The 17,714-nt window shown below is 54.5% G+C and carries 17 protein-coding genes; 13 read left to right on the top strand and 4 right to left on the bottom strand.

Annotated features, from left to right (window positions below; genetic code table 11):
* Positions 1–364: 364 nt before the first annotated feature.
* The 8 genes from alaS to O0S10_RS08655 all read left to right on the top strand — a co-directional run bounded on the left by alaS (position 365) and on the right by O0S10_RS08655 (position 8,722).
* Positions 365–3,103, top strand: coding sequence for an alanine--tRNA ligase (alaS, locus tag O0S10_RS08620; protein WP_268925472.1), 2,739 nt, complete (start codon positions 365–367; stop codon positions 3,101–3,103).
* Positions 3,104–3,241: 138 nt separating this feature from the next.
* A complete protein-coding gene (locus O0S10_RS08625) occupies positions 3,242–3,514 on the top strand; it encodes a 4Fe-4S dicluster domain-containing protein (RefSeq protein ID WP_268925473.1) in 273 nt (90 codons plus the stop codon).
* Positions 3,511–4,644 carry a 2-oxoacid:acceptor oxidoreductase subunit alpha gene (locus O0S10_RS08630; protein ID WP_268925474.1) on the top strand — a complete coding sequence of 378 codons (1,134 nt, stop codon included), beginning with the start codon at positions 3,511–3,513 and terminating at the stop codon, positions 4,642–4,644. Before O0S10_RS08625 ends, O0S10_RS08630 begins: the two co-directional genes overlap by 4 nt.
* Positions 4,641–5,429, top strand: a complete 789-nt coding sequence (locus tag O0S10_RS08635; protein ID WP_268925475.1) for a thiamine pyrophosphate-dependent enzyme — start codon at positions 4,641–4,643, stop codon at positions 5,427–5,429. The genes O0S10_RS08630 and O0S10_RS08635 overlap by 4 nt, the downstream gene beginning before the upstream one ends.
* A complete protein-coding gene (locus tag O0S10_RS08640) occupies positions 5,426–5,962 on the top strand; it encodes a 2-oxoacid:acceptor oxidoreductase family protein (protein ID WP_268925476.1) in 537 nt (178 codons plus the stop codon). Before O0S10_RS08635 ends, O0S10_RS08640 begins: the two co-directional genes overlap by 4 nt.
* Complete coding sequence (gene sucC, locus O0S10_RS08645; RefSeq protein WP_268925477.1) at positions 5,959–7,047, top strand: ADP-forming succinate--CoA ligase subunit beta; 1,089 nt, start codon at positions 5,959–5,961, stop codon at positions 7,045–7,047. The genes O0S10_RS08640 and sucC overlap by 4 nt, the downstream gene beginning before the upstream one ends.
* Positions 7,044–7,919 (top strand): succinate--CoA ligase subunit alpha, encoded by an 876-nt coding sequence (gene sucD, locus O0S10_RS08650; protein WP_268925478.1) that lies wholly within the window; start codon positions 7,044–7,046, stop codon positions 7,917–7,919. The genes sucC and sucD overlap by 4 nt, the downstream gene beginning before the upstream one ends.
* Positions 7,916–8,722 carry a DNA integrity scanning protein DisA nucleotide-binding domain protein gene (locus O0S10_RS08655; protein WP_268925479.1) on the top strand — a complete coding sequence of 269 codons (807 nt, stop codon included), beginning with the start codon at positions 7,916–7,918 and terminating at the stop codon, positions 8,720–8,722. The genes sucD and O0S10_RS08655 overlap by 4 nt, the downstream gene beginning before the upstream one ends.
* Before the next feature lie 32 nt (positions 8,723–8,754).
* Here the strand turns inward: O0S10_RS08655 and O0S10_RS08660 are convergent, their stop codons facing one another.
* The 3 genes from O0S10_RS08660 to O0S10_RS08670 form a co-directional block, all read right to left on the bottom strand.
* Positions 8,755–9,453 (bottom strand): DUF4276 family protein, encoded by a 699-nt coding sequence (locus O0S10_RS08660; RefSeq protein WP_268925480.1) that lies wholly within the window; start codon positions 9,451–9,453, stop codon positions 8,755–8,757.
* Entirely contained in the window at positions 9,450–10,496 is a 1,047-nt protein-coding gene (locus tag O0S10_RS08665) for an AAA family ATPase (RefSeq protein ID WP_268925481.1), read from the bottom strand. The genes O0S10_RS08660 and O0S10_RS08665 overlap by 4 nt, the downstream gene beginning before the upstream one ends.
* A gap of 69 nt (positions 10,497–10,565) precedes the next feature.
* Entirely contained in the window at positions 10,566–11,963 is a 1,398-nt protein-coding gene (locus O0S10_RS08670; RefSeq protein ID WP_268925482.1) for an MFS transporter, read from the bottom strand.
* Between the two features lie 140 nt (positions 11,964–12,103).
* Between O0S10_RS08670 and O0S10_RS08675 the strand changes: the two genes are divergently transcribed.
* Both O0S10_RS08675 and O0S10_RS08680 read left to right on the top strand, forming a co-directional pair.
* Positions 12,104–12,766, top strand: a complete 663-nt coding sequence (locus tag O0S10_RS08675; RefSeq protein WP_268925483.1) for a MarC family protein — start codon at positions 12,104–12,106, stop codon at positions 12,764–12,766.
* A gap of 1 nt (position 12,767) precedes the next feature.
* The gene (locus tag O0S10_RS08680; RefSeq protein ID WP_268925484.1) at positions 12,768–13,439 is read left to right on the top strand and encodes a hypothetical protein; all 672 of its coding nucleotides are present in this window, start codon (positions 12,768–12,770) and stop codon (positions 13,437–13,439) included.
* Between the two features lie 6 nt (positions 13,440–13,445).
* On the opposite strand, the gene hisD is transcribed toward O0S10_RS08680, so the two are convergent.
* Positions 13,446–14,696, bottom strand: coding sequence for a histidinol dehydrogenase (gene hisD / locus O0S10_RS08685; protein WP_268925485.1), 1,251 nt, complete (start codon positions 14,694–14,696; stop codon positions 13,446–13,448).
* A 314-nt stretch (positions 14,697–15,010) separates the two neighbouring features.
* On the opposite strand from hisD, the gene O0S10_RS08690 reads away from it, so the two are divergent.
* From O0S10_RS08690 to O0S10_RS08700, 3 genes are read left to right on the top strand one after another with little or no spacing between them, the layout of a single operon-like run.
* Positions 15,011–15,892 (top strand): adenosylcobinamide amidohydrolase, encoded by an 882-nt coding sequence (locus O0S10_RS08690; protein ID WP_268925486.1) that lies wholly within the window; start codon positions 15,011–15,013, stop codon positions 15,890–15,892.
* 4 nt (positions 15,893–15,896) lie between these two features.
* Complete coding sequence (locus O0S10_RS08695) at positions 15,897–17,066, top strand: hypothetical protein (protein ID WP_268925487.1); 1,170 nt, start codon at positions 15,897–15,899, stop codon at positions 17,064–17,066.
* Complete coding sequence (locus tag O0S10_RS08700; protein ID WP_268925488.1) at positions 17,063–17,704, top strand: DUF3089 domain-containing protein; 642 nt, start codon at positions 17,063–17,065, stop codon at positions 17,702–17,704. The genes O0S10_RS08695 and O0S10_RS08700 overlap by 4 nt, the downstream gene beginning before the upstream one ends.
* Positions 17,705–17,714: the final 10 nt, after the last annotated feature.

The raw sequence follows: 17,714 nt of genomic DNA on the forward strand, positions 1-17,714 counted from the left end.
TGGTGTATCTTCAATGTGGGCAGAACACAGAAAAAGAAACGCGAATCGCGCTCGCTAACGCTCGCTCCGCGAATCGCATTTGCTTTTCGTGGATGCAGCGGAGCTGCCGGGATTCGTGAGGATTCGCGTTCGGTTTACCCGCATCCTGCCACGAACCGGAGACTCCCGGACTACAGAAATCCTTCATCTCATCAGTCAGTCCATAACTGAACCCCCCGTGGATTCCCGTGAGGAGGCAGGCATGACTCTGCTGTGCGAATCATCGACTGCCCGGGAAGAAAAATCTAAAACCCACCCGAAGGGAATAATTATCTTACCTCCACTCTAACCTATAGTGGTTATCAACCTCAGTTAGTGGTTCTTCATGCTTGAGAATGAATATCAGCTTGAATATTTCAAGCGGGAAGGATTTGTCCGCAAAATCTGTAAAAAATGCGGAATGCCGTTCTGGACCCGGGACCCGGAACGTGAAGTCTGTGGTGATGCCCCCTGTGAACCATACCAGTTCATCGGCAACCCCATGTTTGCCAGACACAGTGTAGAAGAAATGCGGGAAGCCTATCTCTCCTACTTCGAGAGAAACGGTCACACCCGTATCAGCCGGTATCCGGTAGCCGCACGATGGCGTGATGACATTTACCTAACCATCGCATCCATTGCCGACTTCCAGCCGTACGTCACAAGTGGTGTCTGTCCTCCTCCGGCAAATCCCTTAACCATCTCCCAGCCGTGCATCCGGCTCAACGACCTCGATAATGTCGGACGGTCCGGCCGCCACTTCACCTGTTTTGAGATGATGGCGCATCATGCCTTTAACACCGACGACCATCCGGTGTACTGGAAGGACCACTGTGTTGAGCTGTGCAGCGGCTTTGTGGAATCCATCGGCGGTGACCTTGCCAACCTCACGTTCAAGGAAAACCCGTGGTTCGGCGGTGGAAATGCCGGTGCAAGCGTCGAAGTTCTGATGGGCGGACTTGAGGTTGCAACGCTCGTCTTCATGAACCTCTCGCGAAAGAACTCCGGCAAACCGCAGGTCATGATCGACGGCAAAGACTACTATGAGATGCCGCTTCAGATTGTGGATACCGGATACGGTCTTGAACGGTTTGCCTGGGCATCACAGGGAACACCGACCGCATATGACGCAGTCTTCCCTGAAATGATTCCCCGTCTTCTGAATGCCGCAGGCATGGAAGACCGCCTCGACAATCCGGAATTTGCGCACATTCTCGGTATGAACGCAAAGTTCGCCGGACTCATGGACATCCGCGGCGAAAAACTGCACGACCTCCGGCAGAAAGTAGCTGACGCAACCGGAGTCTCCCTCGCAAAACTGGAAGAAATGATTGTCCCGATGGAGAACATCTACGCACTCTGCGACCACACCCGCTGCCTTGCCTACATGCTCGGCGACTTAATCGTCCCCTCCAACGTCCGCGAAGGATATCTTGCACGTCTGGTTCTGCGCCGCAGCATCAGAATGATGCAGGAAGCAGGCGTTGACGAAGATCTCGGTGACCTTGTTGTGGCCCAGATGGAAAAGATTGGTCTCTCCCAGTTCGAACAGGAACCCTCAATCGTCCGTGAAATCATCAGCCGCGAGGTCGAAAAATACGACGCAACCATTGAGCGCGGAACCCGCACCGTGCAGCGTGTCGGCCAGACCTATGTCAAAAAGAACCAGCCGGTACCACTTGAAGAACTTATCACACTCTACGACTCCCACGGCATTCCTGTTGATCTGATGGGCCGGATTCTGACCGAGACCGGCGCACAGTTCGAGATTCCGGACGACTTCGACTCCCAGATAGCCGACATGCACTCGGAAAACGAGGGAGTTAAACCCGAATCCCCGCTCGCCAGATATGCGGAGCGTATTGCCGGCCTTCCTGCAACCCGCCGGAGCTATTACGAACGGCCGACCGACATGGAATTTGAGGCAACCATTGTGGACGTCTTTGACGACTACGTCATTCTGGATCACACCCTGTTCTATCCTGAAGGCGGAGGTCAGCCGTCCGATACCGGAACATTTGTCACAATTGATGCGATGATCCGCGTTGATGAGGTGGTAAAATCAGGCGATGTGATTCTTCACAAAGTCCGCAGTCCCGGACTCAAACGCGGCGACCGGGTAAAAGGTGTTGTTGACGAGGAGCGCCGCTGGGCACTCATGCGCCATCACTCCGGAACCCACGTCATTCTCCGTGCGGCAAAAGAGGTTCTCGGCCCCCATATCCACCAGGCAGGATCCCAGCTCTCCACCGATACCGCCCGGCTTGACATCCGGCATTATACCCACATCACGCCGGAACAGTTCAAACAGATCGAAATCGTGGCAAACCGCCTGGTGATGGAGAACCTGCCGGTCATGATCAAGACGGAAAGCCGCACAAAAGCAGAACAAAAGTTCGGCTTCGCTCTGTATCAGGGCGGCGTACCCCCGGGAAAAGAACTGCGCATTGTGCAGATGGGTGCTGAAGTACAGGCCTGTGCAGGAACACACTGTCAGAGCACCGGCGAGATCGGTCCCATCAAACTTCTGCGTCTGGAACATATTCAGGACGGTGTGGAGCGTGTCGAGTTTGCCGCAGGATTTGCCGCACTTGATGCAATGCAGCACATTCAGACACTCCTGAACACCTCTGCCGATACCCTGTCCGTGCAGACTGAAAACCTGCCCGCATCCGTTGAGCGGTTCTTCACCGAATGGAAAGACCAGCGCAAAGAGATCGAACGCCTGCGGGCAAAGATTGCAGAACTGGAACTCTCCCGTCTGGAGGGAATTGTGGTAAACGGCGTAGAAGTCGTCATCAAACAGGTGGATGTTTCGCGCAAAGAACTTGTCACCGTTGCCGGAGCAGTTGCAGGCCGCGGCGGTGTTGCGGTTCTGATTACCACCGCTGACGGCATCGGTGTTGTTGCAGCGTCCGGTGTCACTGAAAAAATCCATGCCGGACAGCTTGTTTCGGCGGTCTGCGCCGAACTCGGCGGCAAAGGCGGAGGTAAAGAAAACCTCGCGCAGGGTGCAGGTGTAGATGCCGCAAAGATTGCGGATGCGATCGCAAAGGCCGATGATTTCATCAGAGCACAGCTCTGATTTTCTTTTTTTGAGTTGCATCATCTGCAAAACCACGCCGCGCGACACACTGTGTCACACTATCGCAGACACCAATTCCGCAGGTACTCATACGAGAACTTTTACCCTTTTCCGGATGCATAATATAAGCAGTATCTAATGAAGCTCGTCATCGATGAACACCGCTGCAAAGGCTGCAACCTTTGTACCCAGGTATGTCCCTACCGGATATTTCAGGAAGGAAAACAGCCGGGTCCCCGCGGTTATGTAATACCTGTCCTTGACCATCCCGAGCGCTGCACCAACTGCCGCCTGCAAATCATGTACGGTCGCCAGCTCTGCGGGATGTGTCAGATGACCTGTCCGGATCAGGCCATTCTCTGGACAGAGGAAAAACCCTACGAAGCACACAAAGTGGTGATTGAATATTGACCGATAAAACCGAGTTCCTCAACGGAAACACCGCCTGTGCCGAGGGTGCAATTGCTGCCGGATGCCGGTTCTTTGCCGGATACCCGATCACTCCTTCCACCGAAGTTGCCGAACGCATGGCCGCCCGCCTTCCCAAAGTCGGCGGAACCTTCATCCAGATGGAGGACGAACTCGCCAGCATGGCCGCAATCATCGGCGGTGCATGGGCAGGGGCACGCACCATGACCGCAACCTCAGGCCCCGGATTCTCCCTCATGATGGAAAACATCGGCTATGCCGCCATGACCGAAACCCCCTGCGTTGTGGTCAACGTCCAGCGGGGCGGTCCGTCCACCGGCCAGCCCACCATGGCAGCTCAGGGCGACATGATGCAGGCACGGTTCGGCTCGCACGGCGATTACAGCATCATTGCCCTGTCTCCCTCATCAGTACAGGAGATGTTTGATCTGACCGTCAAAGCCTTCAACCTTGCCGACCGGTTCCGCACCCCGGTCTTCCTGATGGCGGATGAAACCATCGGCCACATGCGCGAAAAGGTTGTTCTGCGGGACAACGTTGAGATCACTCCGCGCCGCGAGCTCACCGCAGGAGAACTCCCCTGCCACCCGGACGAACGCGGCGTGCCGGGCTTCGGCACCTTCGGCAACGGACACGGCGTCCACATCACCGGACTTACCCATGACGAGCGGGGATATCCGGCAACCGACTCCGCAGACCTGCACGAAAACCTTGTCCGGCGACAGGTCGGAAAGATCGAAAACTTCCGAAACGAGATCGCAGATGTTGACATCGTAAACCCTGACGCAGAAATCGTCTTCGTCAGTTACGGAGCGCCGACCAGAGCCGTCCAGCAGCTTCTTGCCGACTATCCGGGAATGTACGGTCACCTCAACCTCAGAATTGTCTGGCCCTTCCCGGATGCAAAACTCGCCGGGTTCCCGAATGCCAAAGCCTTCGTTGTTCCCGAGATGAACCTCGGCCAGATAGCCCGTGAGGTCCGCATGCACACCAACGTTCCGGTTGTCACCGCCCCCAAACTTGGCGGCGCACTCCACACCGTTGACGAGCTCAGACACGCCGCAGACGTTGCAGCGACTGCGACCAAAACCTTCACGGAGGTAGTCCTGTGACCCTCGAAGACTGGTACCGTCAGGACCGGCTGCCCCACATCTACTGTGCCGGCTGTGGAAACGGAACCATCCTCAACTGCACACTCCGGGCTGTAAACGAACTCGGTCTGGATCAGGACAGAACAACCTTCGTCTCCGGCATCGGCTGTTCATCGCGTGCATCCGGCTACACCTCAAGCGATTCCCTACACACCACCCATGGTCGGGCACTGCCGTTCGCAACCGGCGTCAAACTCGTAAAACCGGAGAACAACGTCATCGTCTTCACCGGTGACGGCGACCTCTCCGCGATCGGCGGCAACCATTTTATTCATGCATGCCGGCGAAATATTGACCTCACCGTCATCTGCATGAACAACAACATCTACGGCATGACCGGCGGACAGGGAAGTCCCTGCACCCCTTACGGCGCAATAACCACCACAACTCCTTACGGCATGCATGAAATGCCGTTTGATCTCTGTGCCGTGGCAGAAGCCGCAGGAGCGAACTATGTCGCACGCTGGACTTCTTTCCATGTCAAGGAACTCACCGAAGCAATCCGCATTGGAATTGAAACACCGGGTCTCTCCTTCATAGAGGTCATGGCCCAGTGCCCGACATCATTCGGCAGCAAAAACAAAATGAAACAGGTCTCCCAGATGATCGACATGTTCCGTACAAACGCTGTCCTCAAAGGAAAAGCCGAACGCGACGCCGCAGCCGGCATCCCGCTCGCTCCCGGAAAATTCATCGTCGGTGAACTTGTCCGGCGCAGCAACCCGGTTCTTGGAGGCAGATCATGAGACAGGAAGTCCGCTTCTCCGGACTTGGCGGCCAGGGAATCATCACCGCCGCTGTCATTCTCGGTCGCGCTGCAGCACTTTACGGTGGAAAACATGTCGTCCAGACCCAGAGCTACGGCCCGGAGGCACGCGGCGGTGCAAGTGCATCCGCCGTTATCATCTCCGACGAACCGATCCACTACCCGAAGGTCACCGATCCGCACATCTATGCGATCATGTCCGAGGAAGCATACAAAAAATACGGTGCAAATGCATCTACTGATGCAATCATGCTGGTTGACCCGGGATATGTCACCAGCCGCCCGGACTGTACCTGCTACGAAGTTGCCGCGACCGCCGAAGCAAAAGCCCGGCTGGGAAAACCGGTCTTTGCCAACGTCATCATGCTCGGCGGCCTTCTCGAAGCAACCGGCATCATCAGCTATGAAGCACTTGAGCACGCAGTTCTCGACAGCGTTCCCAAAGGCACCGAAGAAAACAATAAAAAAGCTCTTGCCATCGGCATGGAGCTGGTACGAGAGCAGAGACCATGAAATTCCGTGAACACGAAGCAAAACAGATCTTCCGGGAAGCAGGCATCCCGGTTCCAAACAGTGAACTCATCAGCCGTGCCGGTGAAGCACCCGCGGCCCAGGCACGGGTTGCAGACCGTGTCGTCCTCAAAGCACAGGTGGACGTTGGCGGCCGCGGAAAAGCGGGCGGTATTCTTCCTGCAACCGACGAAAATATTGCAGACATTGCAAAAGAACTGTTCGGAAAGACCATCAAGGGACTTCCGGTAGAGCAGGTACTGGTTGAAGAAGCGCTTGATATCCAGCACGAGTATTATCTCAGCATTACCATCGACCGCTCTGCCAAGATGCCGGTTATCCTCTTCTCCGAGGAAGGCGGTGTAGAGATTGAAACGCTTGCAAAGGAAAAACCCGGAGCTCTCCGCCGCGCTTTTATCGATCCCTGCTTCCGGGACGTCCCCGACTTCATTCTGCGCAATGTCTTGGGTTCCGCCCCGAAATCCATCGGCCCGGTCATCAATGCTCTCTATCATGTCTACTGCAAGACCGACGCGATCCTTGCCGAAATCAATCCTCTTGTGATGACCCCGAAAGGTGTTATTGCCGCGGACGGCAAAATTGTGCTCGACGACAACGCACTTGTTCGTCAGGGAATCTCCGAGAATCGCGACTTAACTCCCCGTGAAGCGGAAGCGGAAAAGCACGGATTCTCTTACGTGGAGCTGGACGGCAACATCGGTGTCATCGGCAACGGTGCAGGTCTGACCATGGCAACACTTGACATCATCGCCCATTACAACGGTCGTGCTGCAAATTTCCTTGATGTCGGCGGCGGTGCCGGATTTGAACGGGTGGCGCGTGCAGTGCGTCTTGTCGCCTCCATGCCCGGCGTGAAGGTGATTGTGGTCAATCTTCTCGGGGGTATCACCCGCTGCGATGAGGTTGCCCACGGCATCATTAATGCCGGTGTCCCCCAGCCGGTGATCGTCCGGCTTGCCGGAACAAACGAGGCTGAGGGCCGCAGACTTCTCGAAGAGAAAGGTTACTCCATGCTTGATACAATGGACAAAGCCATCCGTGCCGCAGTGGAGGTGGCAAACAAATGATCTACGCAGACAAGGACACGGAAATTCTGGTGCAGGGGGCAACCGGTTCCCAGGGAGCATTCCACATCAATCTGATGAACCGGTACGCAAAAGAGATCGGTGGTCGCGGCGTTGTTGCCGGTATGACTCCCGGCAAAGGCGGTCAGCAGGTACACGGCGTCCCGGTGTACAACACCGTCTGGGATGCAATGGATCACCACGACATCGGTGCATCCGTCATCTTTGTCCCGGCCGGCGGCTGCGGCGACGCCATTATGGAGGCAGCAGATGCCCGAATCCCGACAGCCGTTGTCATCACCGAGCACATTCCCGTGCATGATGTGATGCAGGCTATTGCCTATGCCAAAACCTGCGGAACCAAGGTTATCGGCCCGAACTGTCCGGGATTCTTAATTCCGGATGAGTGCAAACTTGGTATCATCCCAACAAATTTATGCCGCAAAGGCGATATTGGAGTAGTTTCACGCAGCGGTACGTTGACGTATGAGGTCATCTCGGAGCTGTCGCTTGCAGGACTCGGCCAGTCAGGCATCATCGGCATCGGCGGTGATCCGATCATCGGCCAGACATTTTCCGATGTGATGGACGTGTTCGTTGCAGACGGCAGAACCCGTGCCACCGTTCTGATCGGTGAAGTCGGCGGAAATCTGGAAATCCGCGGTGCAAAACGTGCACTATCGCTCGGCATGCCGGTTATTGCCTACATTGCCGGAATCTCTGCCCCCAAAGAAAAACGCATGGGCCATGCCGGTGCGATCGTCGAAGGCGGCGAGAGCGATGCCGCATCCAAGATTGAACGACTGAGAAATCTCGGCATTCCGGTCGCAACCCGCCCGTCAGAGATTCCGCTGCTGGTAAAGGAGGTCCTATGAAGGAAAAAAATCGCACACTGCTTCGCGCCGCAGATGAACTTGCACGGACAGTGGATGCTCTTGCGATTATTTCCTTTCTGAACAAGGACAACGAAATTCATCTGGAAACTCCGGTGGTCTGGGTCCGCGACATTCAGCCCGAGATTCTCCGCGACCACACAATGGTGGCACTGGTGGACTACTGTTCCAACCACATCATCGATGCCGTTGTCCAGTACAAAATTCTGACGAAAATGCAGAGCGGAACAGTTGTTGCAGTGTTTCCCTATGCTCTGCTGATCTATGATATCGAGGACGCAAACGATCAGTTCAATATTGAGCAGTACGGCGACATCGCCGATCTTGACGCACTGCATTCGGTGTTGTCGCTTGCGCTTGAAATCGCCCGTGAAGGGCGCGAAGGGCGTGCAATCGGCACAGCATTTATCATCGGTGAAATTGAGGAACTGAAACGCTGGTCGCATCAGGGTGTCTTAAATCCGTATGAGGGCCACCCCGAGTCGGTACGCGATGTGCGGGTAAAGGAAAACTGGGAAAGCGTCAAAGAGTTCGCCCAGCTTGACGGCGTGTTCCTGATCGACAAAGACGGCATTATCGGTGCATCCGGCAGATACCTGGACGCAGACGGCCGGGATGTTCAGCTCCAAAGCGGTCTTGGAGGACGCCATCTGGCAACAGCTGCAATTACCAAGGTTGCGCCTGCAATCGGGATTACCGTCTCCGAGAGCGGCGGTGTCGTCCGCGTGTTTGTGGCAGGAACCGCAGTTGCACAGATTCGGACCGATATCCGGCTCTCTGTCTGAATCTTTTTTTGAAAGATCAGGCTGAAACCTGATTACTCCTCCCCGTATCTTGCCTCCGCCACCCGTTCCAGTTCTGTAAGCCATGCATCGAAATGCGGACAGCAATTTCTGATGGCAGGAAGTCCGATCCGCTCAGCAACTGCCATCCCTTCCACAGTCTTTGAATACCGCGGATACAGTTTTTTCAGCCGTTTTGACGGTGCTGTCTCCGGACTCGTATTGATCTCTTCAGGCGTATACCTACTTCTGATTTCAATAAGTTCCGCATACTTTGATTCACGGCCTACGGACAGTACGCGGTCCACAACGGATACATCTGAAAAGAGCAGTGCTTCGAACTCATGCAGCTGAATATAGGGAATAAAATTATCCTCTGCAATAGTATCCCCGCTGATATCCGCATCCAGTTGTTGTTCCAGATAGGCAACCCGTTCCAGTGCGGTGGGAAATTTATTTACATCCGCCATTCCGGGAAAATCTGCCGGAAGTCCGTAGTAGTCTATCATCGTTGTCACCACAGCATTTCTGTTCTTCAGCAGGCGGCGCGTATTCACCCGGAACTGTTCATAATGGCTTAAACCTCCACGATGTGCAATGCCGCGGCTGTTGCTTGTCTTGTTGATAATAACCGCGACACTGCAGTTACACTCCTCAAGATGCGGCCGCAGCAGCCGTGATACAAATGCAGCCTCCGTGTATCCTTCCACGTGAATCTTCAGAAGAAGCGTCACGGATTTCCTCCCAGAACATTCATCTGCCAGAGTTCTCCGATGCTGTACTCCTCAATCCAGTCCGCAAGAGTCTCGGGCGTCGGCACAGTAATTGTTGTTGTACCATGGCTCATGTCAACAATTAGAATCCGGGACCCGGTACTCTCTTCCGCCGGACCGAACGCATTCAGGAACTGCACCGACTGGGTGGACACTATCAGCTGTGTGCTCCGGCTTGCCAACTTCATCAGATCTGCAAGCACCGCAATCGCAAACGGATGCAGTCCCAGTTCCGGTTCATCAATCAGAATCAGCCGCGGCGGAGTCGGCTGCAGGAGAAGAACTGCGAGGTTGATGAAACGCGCCGTGCCGCCGGACAGTACCTGCAGTCCGAATGCATGGCCGCCGCCCTGGGTATCTGTCCAGAGCAGTGTCCGGTTTTCGTTCTCCTCACGGAACAGAAAATCCCCGAACTGGGGGAATATCAGCCGGATGGTGTCGGTGATCTTTTCGAAGTACTCAGGTGCCGTCTGTTTGAGCCGGAACAAAAACTCCGTCAGTCGCCGCTCATCTTCTGTTCCCGTACACCGGCTCTGGAATCGATAGGTTGTCCAGCTCTGCAGATGCAGCCGGAAACTTTCCCATGACGCATCCATCTGCACTCCGGCGAATATTCCCGTTTCAATCGTATCGGACGACACCAGTTTCAGCGTCTTGTCCCCTGTTATGAGAGTCAGTTGTTCGGACGCGATGCGGCATCCGCTGCCGGACTCGGAATGAAGGTGTATTTCATAGAAACTGTCTCCGAACTCCGCCCGCAGGATGATTTTATTTGTCTGCCTGGTCCCGTACCGGAACAATACCTCGGGTCCGCCGCTCTCGGCGATATAGGTTTGCAGCTTTCCCGTCGTGATTGCATGCAGCAGCTCAAATATCCCGAGAATATTACTCTTCCCCGACCCGTTCGATCCTATCAGGAGATTAATGCGGTCAAGCGGAAATTCAGCATCTTCGATCGAGCGAAATCCTGCGACCCGTATTCTTGAGATATCTGCGGCAGTCATTATTTGTCAGTATCGCTGCGGACGGTATTAAAGATGCGGCTTCGGATGTTTTTTTTCTGAAAAACATCCTTATCCACTCACCACCAGATCTTCGCGCTTCGTAACCAGATTGGGAACAGCTGCCGACAAAATCAGTGTTACAATTCCGCAGAGAAGACCAAGAGCCGCGGTTGCGTGAAATCCTTCCACGAACAGAGATACAGAAAGATCGCTCACCGCAACACCAATCGAGGCCGGGACTGCAAGGGAGAACACCACCGCATATGCGGCAACCCCGAGAACTCCTCCGAGAAAGTCTGAAGTTATCATCACCGACGTTCCGGTACCGGCTTCTCCTTCCGGTGCATGCTGCACAATACGGGTTGTTGCAGGACCTCCGGATATACCGAATGCAAGACCCATACAGACAAGAGCCGGAATCAGTGCGATGATGCCAAACGATGGAACAATCAACAAAAGGGCCGCACAAAACGCTATCCGGCAGACCGCCGCAAGCATACAGGGAGTACGGCAGCCGATCCGATCACACCAGGCACCTACCGGAATACCGGTGAGTGCGGTAATAACGGAGGAGATCATCAGCAGAAGACCGGATACTGCCGCATCAAGACCAAGTGCCGTGTGCATATAAAACGGCACCATATACATCACGCCCGCAAACACCATGCAGGTCAAAAGATACGACACCGTTACCGCAGAAAACTTCCAGTACCGGAATATTCTGATGTTTAACAGAGGGTTCCTGCTTCTCAGTGAGTGCAGGCAGAATATCACTGCACACACCGCAAACATACCCGCAAAGAACTGAATCTCGGGGCTTGTCCAGCCGAACTCAGGGCCGCGCTCAAGCATCATGATAAACCCTGCAATTGCAAAAAACAGCACAAATGTTCCGAAGAAGTCAAACCTCTCCAGTTTCACCGGAGATGCCGGTACTGGAATTGCGGATCGTCCGAGAATAATTGCGGCAATTCCAATCGGGACGTTGATCAGAAATATCCAGTGCCATCCAAGATATGCCGTAATCAGACCGCCGATCGGGGGGCCGAACGTCAATGCGACACCGCCTGTTGTGGCAATCACGCCCATACCGAGCCCGCGCATTCCTTCCGGCAGAAACCGGGTAACAAGCAGCGGGGCGGCTGCGGCAATCATCGATGCTCCAAGTCCCTGGAGCGCCCGTGCGGCTATCATGTACGATAAGGTCGGCGACACCACGCAGAGAAACGATCCCAGCGCAAACACTGCGAATCCGACGGAGAATACCTGCCGGATGCGTCCCTGATCGGCGATCTTTCCAAACGCCAGAATGAACCCTGCCATAATCAGAAGATATGCCATCACCACCCAGGAACTACCGGAGATGTCAACCCCGAAATCTCCGGCAATCACCGGCAGTGCAACGTTGACAATTGAGCCGTCCAGACCGTCCATGAAGATGGCAAACGCTGCAATTAAGAGAATCATCTTCTGATGGCGCTGGTTTTTGATCACGGCATACATCGGTTTATCTTATTAGATTGGCATTTTTCCATAATCAATCCGGCGGGATGTCTGTACGGTCCCCATGTATATATGAAAGAAACGCACATTCTCTAATTATATTCATGCTGGAGATACTCACTTCCATTGTTTCAGCGGCAATTACGCTGTTTATCATTCTGGACCCGCTTCTCTCCACGTCCATGTTCATTGATCTGACGCGCGGACTTTCCGGAAAAGAGGTGCTGAAACAGGCAGGTATCGCAACAGCAGTAGCCGGGGCACTGATGCTGGTGTTTCTGGTGTTTAACGACGTAATTTTCTCCATTCTCAATATTGAACTGGATAGTTTCAAGATTGCAGGTGGTATTATCCTCTTCATCCTGGGTCTGCAGATCGTACTGGGACTTGAGATCGGCGGGAAAGCTGCGCACGAAGCGCGGGCGGAACAGGCACGGGACGGTGCAGAACTTCTCCCCGGAACCGTACGGAAATCCATGGCAGGTGTCATCATCGGAACGCCGATCATGTGCGGCCCCGGAACGATCACAACGGTGATGATCATCGGTTCGCAGTACGGAATTTTGGTAACCGCAGCGGCAATTGTGCTGTCCCTCCTTGTTATCTGGATGATTCTGGCGTTCTCTTCACGGATCACAGCCCTCCTTGGCGAAACGGTGATTGTGATTCTGTCCAAAATTGTGGGGCTGCTGCTCACGGCGATTGCGGTTCACACAATCTGGAGCGGTGTTGTAGGCCTTATCGGACTGACGGCGGCAGGCTTCTGATATGGTTGTCTTCCGGCCTGAGCTGACCGAAGTCATCGTGTTTGATCTCGAAGCATTTGTGCCTCCCTGTGACAGACGACGGAAAAACGGGGCTTCACTTGCGGTCAATCCATATCGTGAGGGACATACTCTGCTCGGCGGGGTAATCTACCGTGCCCGGCCTCTTGAAGATGTGGTTATCGAGAACTTTACCCATCACTGGATATGGCGGGACGGATCGGAAGAAGAGGTGGTAAAACATCTGTTTGCGGTCTTTTCGGATGTCTGGGGGCACATCTCCGCAAAGAAACGTATCCACTGCGATCCTCTTGTCTTTGGAATCGGCATTTCCACTTTTGATTTGCCGTTCCTTGCGGTAAAATGCCGGGAATATGCGGTTGCCCCGCCTGACGTTATCTATGAGACGATCTGCAAACTGCGGGTAGTTGATCTGGCAACCGCCGGCATCGGATTTTTGCAGATTCCGCGACCGGTTCTGCATCCGTGTACGCACAACGAACTTGCCAACGGATTTCTCGGAGAACGCGATCAGAAACCGACCGGGAAACGGGTCTGGGACATGGCGGACGAAAAGGAGTATGCGGCAATTGAGGAGCGGTGCGAGGGTGAAGTACGGGAGATGGTTGCGCTGATGCAGGTGATGACGGCCCAGTGCCAAAAAAACAGGGAGTGAAGGAAGTTATTCTCTGCGGACGCGGACCGAGTTCGCGTGAGCCGCAAGTCCTTCGGCGGTTGCGAGGGTTTCGGTAACATCGCCGATGGTCTCAAGACCGTCACGGGTGACAATCTGTACCTGCGACCGCTTCATAAAGTGGTTGACGTCAAGGGCGGAGTAGCTTTTTGCATAGCCTGCTGTCGGAAGTACGTGATTTGTTCCCGATGCATAGTCGCCGCAGGCAACAGGGGTGTAAGGGCCGATGAAGATCGAACCCGCATGGCGGATCCCGGAGAGCGTTGCAAGCGGGTCCACGGTCTGAATCGAGAGATGTTCGGGAGCGATGCGGTTTATCAGGGCGATTGCATCCTCCATGTCCTCTGCAATCACGTAGCCGGAATGGGCGAGTGCTTTTTCCATAATCTCGCGGCGCGGGGCGGTTGCCATCTGCACTGTGATCTCTTCCCCGACAGCTTCGGCAAGTGCAGCGCTGTCGGTCACCAGCACACACGCAGCATTTGGATCATGCTCAGCCTGGGCTAAGACATCAGCTGCAACGAAGGCAGGTTCTGCAGAGGAATCAGCGATGATACCAATTTCGCTTGGTCCTGCCGGGAAGTCGATGTCTGCGTACTCGCGAAGCATCATCTTCGCCTGAGTGACAAAGACATTGCCGGGGCCGACTATCTTTTGCACCGGCCGGATGGTCCCGGTTCCGAGGGCCATTGCTGCAATTGCCTGGGCGCCGCCCACCTGATACGCCTCATGAACACCGGCAATATCAAGGGCCACCAGCGTCAGCGGATGGACCTTCGGCGGGGTACAGACGACAATCTCCGGAACTCCAGCAACCCGCGCCGCAACAGTTGTCATCAGGACAGTGGACGGATAGGCTGCGCGGCCTCCGGGAATGTAGGCGCCGATGCGGTCAAGCGGTGTGGTCTTCACGCCGAGCGTAATTCCCGGCTCCATCTCCTCAAGCCACAGTGTTTTGCTCTTCTGCAGTTCATGGAACTGGGTGATGCGGGCCTCTGCCTCGATCAGCGCCTGCACCAGTTCGGGTGCAACACTGTCATAGGCTGCGTCGATATCCTCCTGCGGGATACGGAGCGAATCAAGCCGCTGATGGTCGAACTTTTCCGTGAGGGCAAAGAGTGCAGCGTCGCCGTTTGTCTTTACGTCCTCAATAATCGTGTTTACGGTGTCCTTGACATCAGAAAGAGAGCCTCTCCGCATACCAATCCATGACTCAACCGAGAGCGGTTGCCAAAACATGAGTATCTATTTTACTTCTGATGCTATTTACGTTATTCACGAGTTCGTCTATCTAATGCAGAACTTCCCGTACTCCGCGCACACCCATGTCACTTTGCAGCCTGCTTCACTTCCTCTCTAAAGGGAACCCTCCCTCGCTTCCGGTGGTCAACAGCCGCTGTTCCTGAGCCCGAAGGGGCGAGTGTAACCTGGATTGCATATTTTTCTGAGGTTGTGTATCCGTTCGTCTGTGGCAGACCGGGCGGGGCACAACCCCAGATTAGAAATAACAATTCCGGGAAACATATGTAGTAACGCTAACGAGGAGAAAACACGTGCGCTACCACTACGACAAAGACACCGTCTATATCCGGGGTGAGTTCCGGGCAGCAAGTACCGGCATCAACGGAGGATTGAAGGATATCTCCACCATCTTCAACCATACCGTTCCGAAAAACTTTGACCATGCCGACCCGCAGAAATTTGTCAGGGAACTACTTGCGCGGAAGGGATACGGAACCGACGCCTTCGGCCTGCTGACCGCCGTATGGATGCAGAACCTCTGCATTCTCCAATATGACTACATCACCGTCTTTGTCACCGCCGGTGTCTCCAACCCGAACCCTGATCCCGCAAAACCCCATACCATCAATATCATCGTCACCTCAGATGAGAGCATGTCCGACGCTGCCATCCTCGAAACAATCATGACCGCAACCGAGGCAAAAGCCCATGCACTCAGAAATCTCGGTCGTGACTTCACCGGAACAACCTCCGACGCTGTTGTGGTTGCCGCGGTTTCAGACATTGAGCCGAAACATATCTATGCTGGAACTTTCACCGACACAGGCCGCCGTGTGTACGACGCAGTTCTCATGGGCGTAACCGCCTCTCTTGATCGCCATGAGGGACGCGTGCAGCGCACGACCCCCTCCTACTTCATCTTCTCCCGTTACGGCGGCGATCACTGGGTTGAGTGGCAGAAAAAAGACTGTCCCTACTATCCCTGTCACTTCAAAAACCAGGCCTGCGATTTCTGCTACTGTCCCTTCTACCCCTGTTACGACAGAGACCTTGGCGAGTTTGTTGACAGCTCATCAGGAGGAAAAATCTGGGCATGCACCAACTGCCTGCTCCTCCATAAACCCGAAGTTGCCGGATATCTGAAAAAACATCCCGACGCAACGCTTGATGAACTGAAGGATCTACCGAACTGATACTATGCCATCCCAGTGTGCCGTCTGCAAAGGAAAAGGTCTCTGCGGCCTGCCGACCTGCCCCGTCACCCGCCGGTTTCATGCCCTCAAGGACGTAAAACCGGTCAGCGAGTACATGGGAGCATCGCCCTCCGTTTTTGTCGGCAGCTACGGATACCCCCGGGTGGTTGGCGGACCACTGATGATCAACGACTCGGACAACCCTCTCCAATGGGTGCGGGACGGACTTTCCATTGATGATATTGTGGGCATCCGTTCCCGGACCATTCGCGGCGGCAAGGAACTTGACGTTAAAATCCCGGATGCAGAAAAGATCCAGGAGATTGCCCTGTCAGAAAAGCCGCTGGATGTTGAAGTTGCATTTGCCAAACCGGTACAGTTCGATCTCAACTTCGACGGAACAGTTGCACCGGTCGGAATGTCTGGGGCGATGAAAAAACTGGATGTGATCGACAACGCCCGGGTCTCACGGGTCGTCGACCGCTGCACCTCGGATACCGATCTCCGGGCAACGGAGGCCGCCCGCATCCTGTTCGAAAACGGAACGGATGTGTACAAGATCACGAACCTTCTCACCTCCGGTCTTCTTGGTGTGCAGAGAAAAGTTGTCCCGACACGCTGGGCCATCACCGCAACCGATGACATGATCTCCTCCGGAATGAAGCGCGATGTGATCAGAATGCCCGCACTCCCGGAGTTTCAGGTGTTCTGTGCAACACTGCACGGCAACACGCTCTGTTTCCTTCTGATCCCGGCAGAGGAGTGGCGGTTTGAAATGATCGAGCGCTGGCAGAAGCAGTCCCTGTGGTCGGGTGATGAGGAGACGGTTATTGAGGATGGGGAGACAGGTCTTACGAAAAGCAAGTACTCCCCCATTGGCGGCGCATACTACTCGGCACGGCTTGCCGTGCTTGAGTACCTGAAATCCATCGGCAGATGCGCAAAAGTGCTCTGTATCCGTGACGTTTCCGGCGAGTACTGGGCGCCTTTAGGTACCTGGGTCATTCGCGAGGCATCTCACACATCCCTGAGAACGGCCCCGGTACGGGTGGGAACTCTTGCGGAGGCCACTGCTGCTGCGGCAGCCGGTCTTCGGACGAACTTCTGGGTCCCGTATGCACAAATGCTGAAGGATATCAGACAACAGAAAACACTTGCGGACTTCTTTTCATGACAGACAACAAACCCAAAATGGACTGGAAGCCGTTTTTTTGGCTGTGCATTGGCATAATTATTCTTGCTGCAATCGGTGGTACTGCAATTTATATCTCCGGCGACACGCCCGAGATGCTTGCGATCAATTATGCGGATCCGTACAACTGGTATGCAGAAGGGACAAATCCGGATGTCGGAACGGATGTGTTTTATCTGTACAGGGATACGGATATCTCTGGGATCAAGCCGTATGCAATCAATGTGGATGTCATGGTGTTTGAGGTCCGGCAGAGTGTGCACGATTCGGTAATGAACTCGATTAGTGATTATCCGGAGGAGCTGAACGCCTACATTCCCTACTATCGTCAGGTGACTGCGTACTCCAAAGCATCCCCCACCCCGCTTGCAGCGGAAACAGCGGAAGCACTTGCTTATGCGGATGTAAAGGCGGCGTTTCATTACTATATGGCAGCAGAAAACAACGGCCGTCCGTATGTTCTTGCCGGGTCAGGACAGGGGGCAGAGTACATCTCAAAGATGATCGCCGAATGGTTTACCACGCGGCCTGCGTATCTGAAAAATCTGCACGGCGTGTATCTGGACGGAATTTTGCAGGATGAGGAGGATGTTGTAATTCTGCTTGGAACAGATGTCTGAAAAAAGTTTG

Source organism: Methanocorpusculum petauri, assembly GCF_026891975.1.
Lineage (GTDB): Archaea > Halobacteriota > Methanomicrobia > Methanomicrobiales > Methanocorpusculaceae > Methanocorpusculum > Methanocorpusculum petauri.

Excerpts from the sequence above, each read along its gene's own strand:
- O0S10_RS08695 (WP_268925487.1), top strand. The coding sequence starts at position 15,897 with ATGCCATCCCAGTGTGCCGTCTGCAAAGGAAAAGGTCTCTGCGGCCTG.
- alaS (WP_268925472.1), top strand. The coding sequence starts at position 365 with ATGCTTGAGAATGAATATCAGCTTGAATATTTCAAGCGGGAAGGATTT.
- O0S10_RS08675 (WP_268925483.1), top strand. The coding sequence starts at position 12,104 with ATGCTGGAGATACTCACTTCCATTGTTTCAGCGGCAATTACGCTGTTT.
- O0S10_RS08700 (WP_268925488.1), top strand. The coding sequence starts at position 17,063 with ATGACAGACAACAAACCCAAAATGGACTGGAAGCCGTTTTTTTGGCTG.
- sucD (WP_268925478.1), top strand. The coding sequence starts at position 7,044 with ATGATCTACGCAGACAAGGACACGGAAATTCTGGTGCAGGGGGCAACC.
- hisD (WP_268925485.1), bottom strand. The coding sequence starts at position 14,696 with ATGTTTTGGCAACCGCTCTCGGTTGAGTCATGGATTGGTATGCGGAGA.
- O0S10_RS08665 (WP_268925481.1), bottom strand. The coding sequence starts at position 10,496 with ATGACTGCCGCAGATATCTCAAGAATACGGGTCGCAGGATTTCGCTCG.
- O0S10_RS08670 (WP_268925482.1), bottom strand. The coding sequence starts at position 11,963 with ATGATTCTCTTAATTGCAGCGTTTGCCATCTTCATGGACGGTCTGGAC.
- O0S10_RS08625 (WP_268925473.1), top strand. The coding sequence starts at position 3,242 with ATGAAGCTCGTCATCGATGAACACCGCTGCAAAGGCTGCAACCTTTGT.
- O0S10_RS08640 (WP_268925476.1), top strand. The coding sequence starts at position 5,426 with ATGAGACAGGAAGTCCGCTTCTCCGGACTTGGCGGCCAGGGAATCATC.
- sucC (WP_268925477.1), top strand. The coding sequence starts at position 5,959 with ATGAAATTCCGTGAACACGAAGCAAAACAGATCTTCCGGGAAGCAGGC.
- O0S10_RS08655 (WP_268925479.1), top strand. The coding sequence starts at position 7,916 with ATGAAGGAAAAAAATCGCACACTGCTTCGCGCCGCAGATGAACTTGCA.
- O0S10_RS08680 (WP_268925484.1), top strand. The coding sequence starts at position 12,768 with ATGGTTGTCTTCCGGCCTGAGCTGACCGAAGTCATCGTGTTTGATCTC.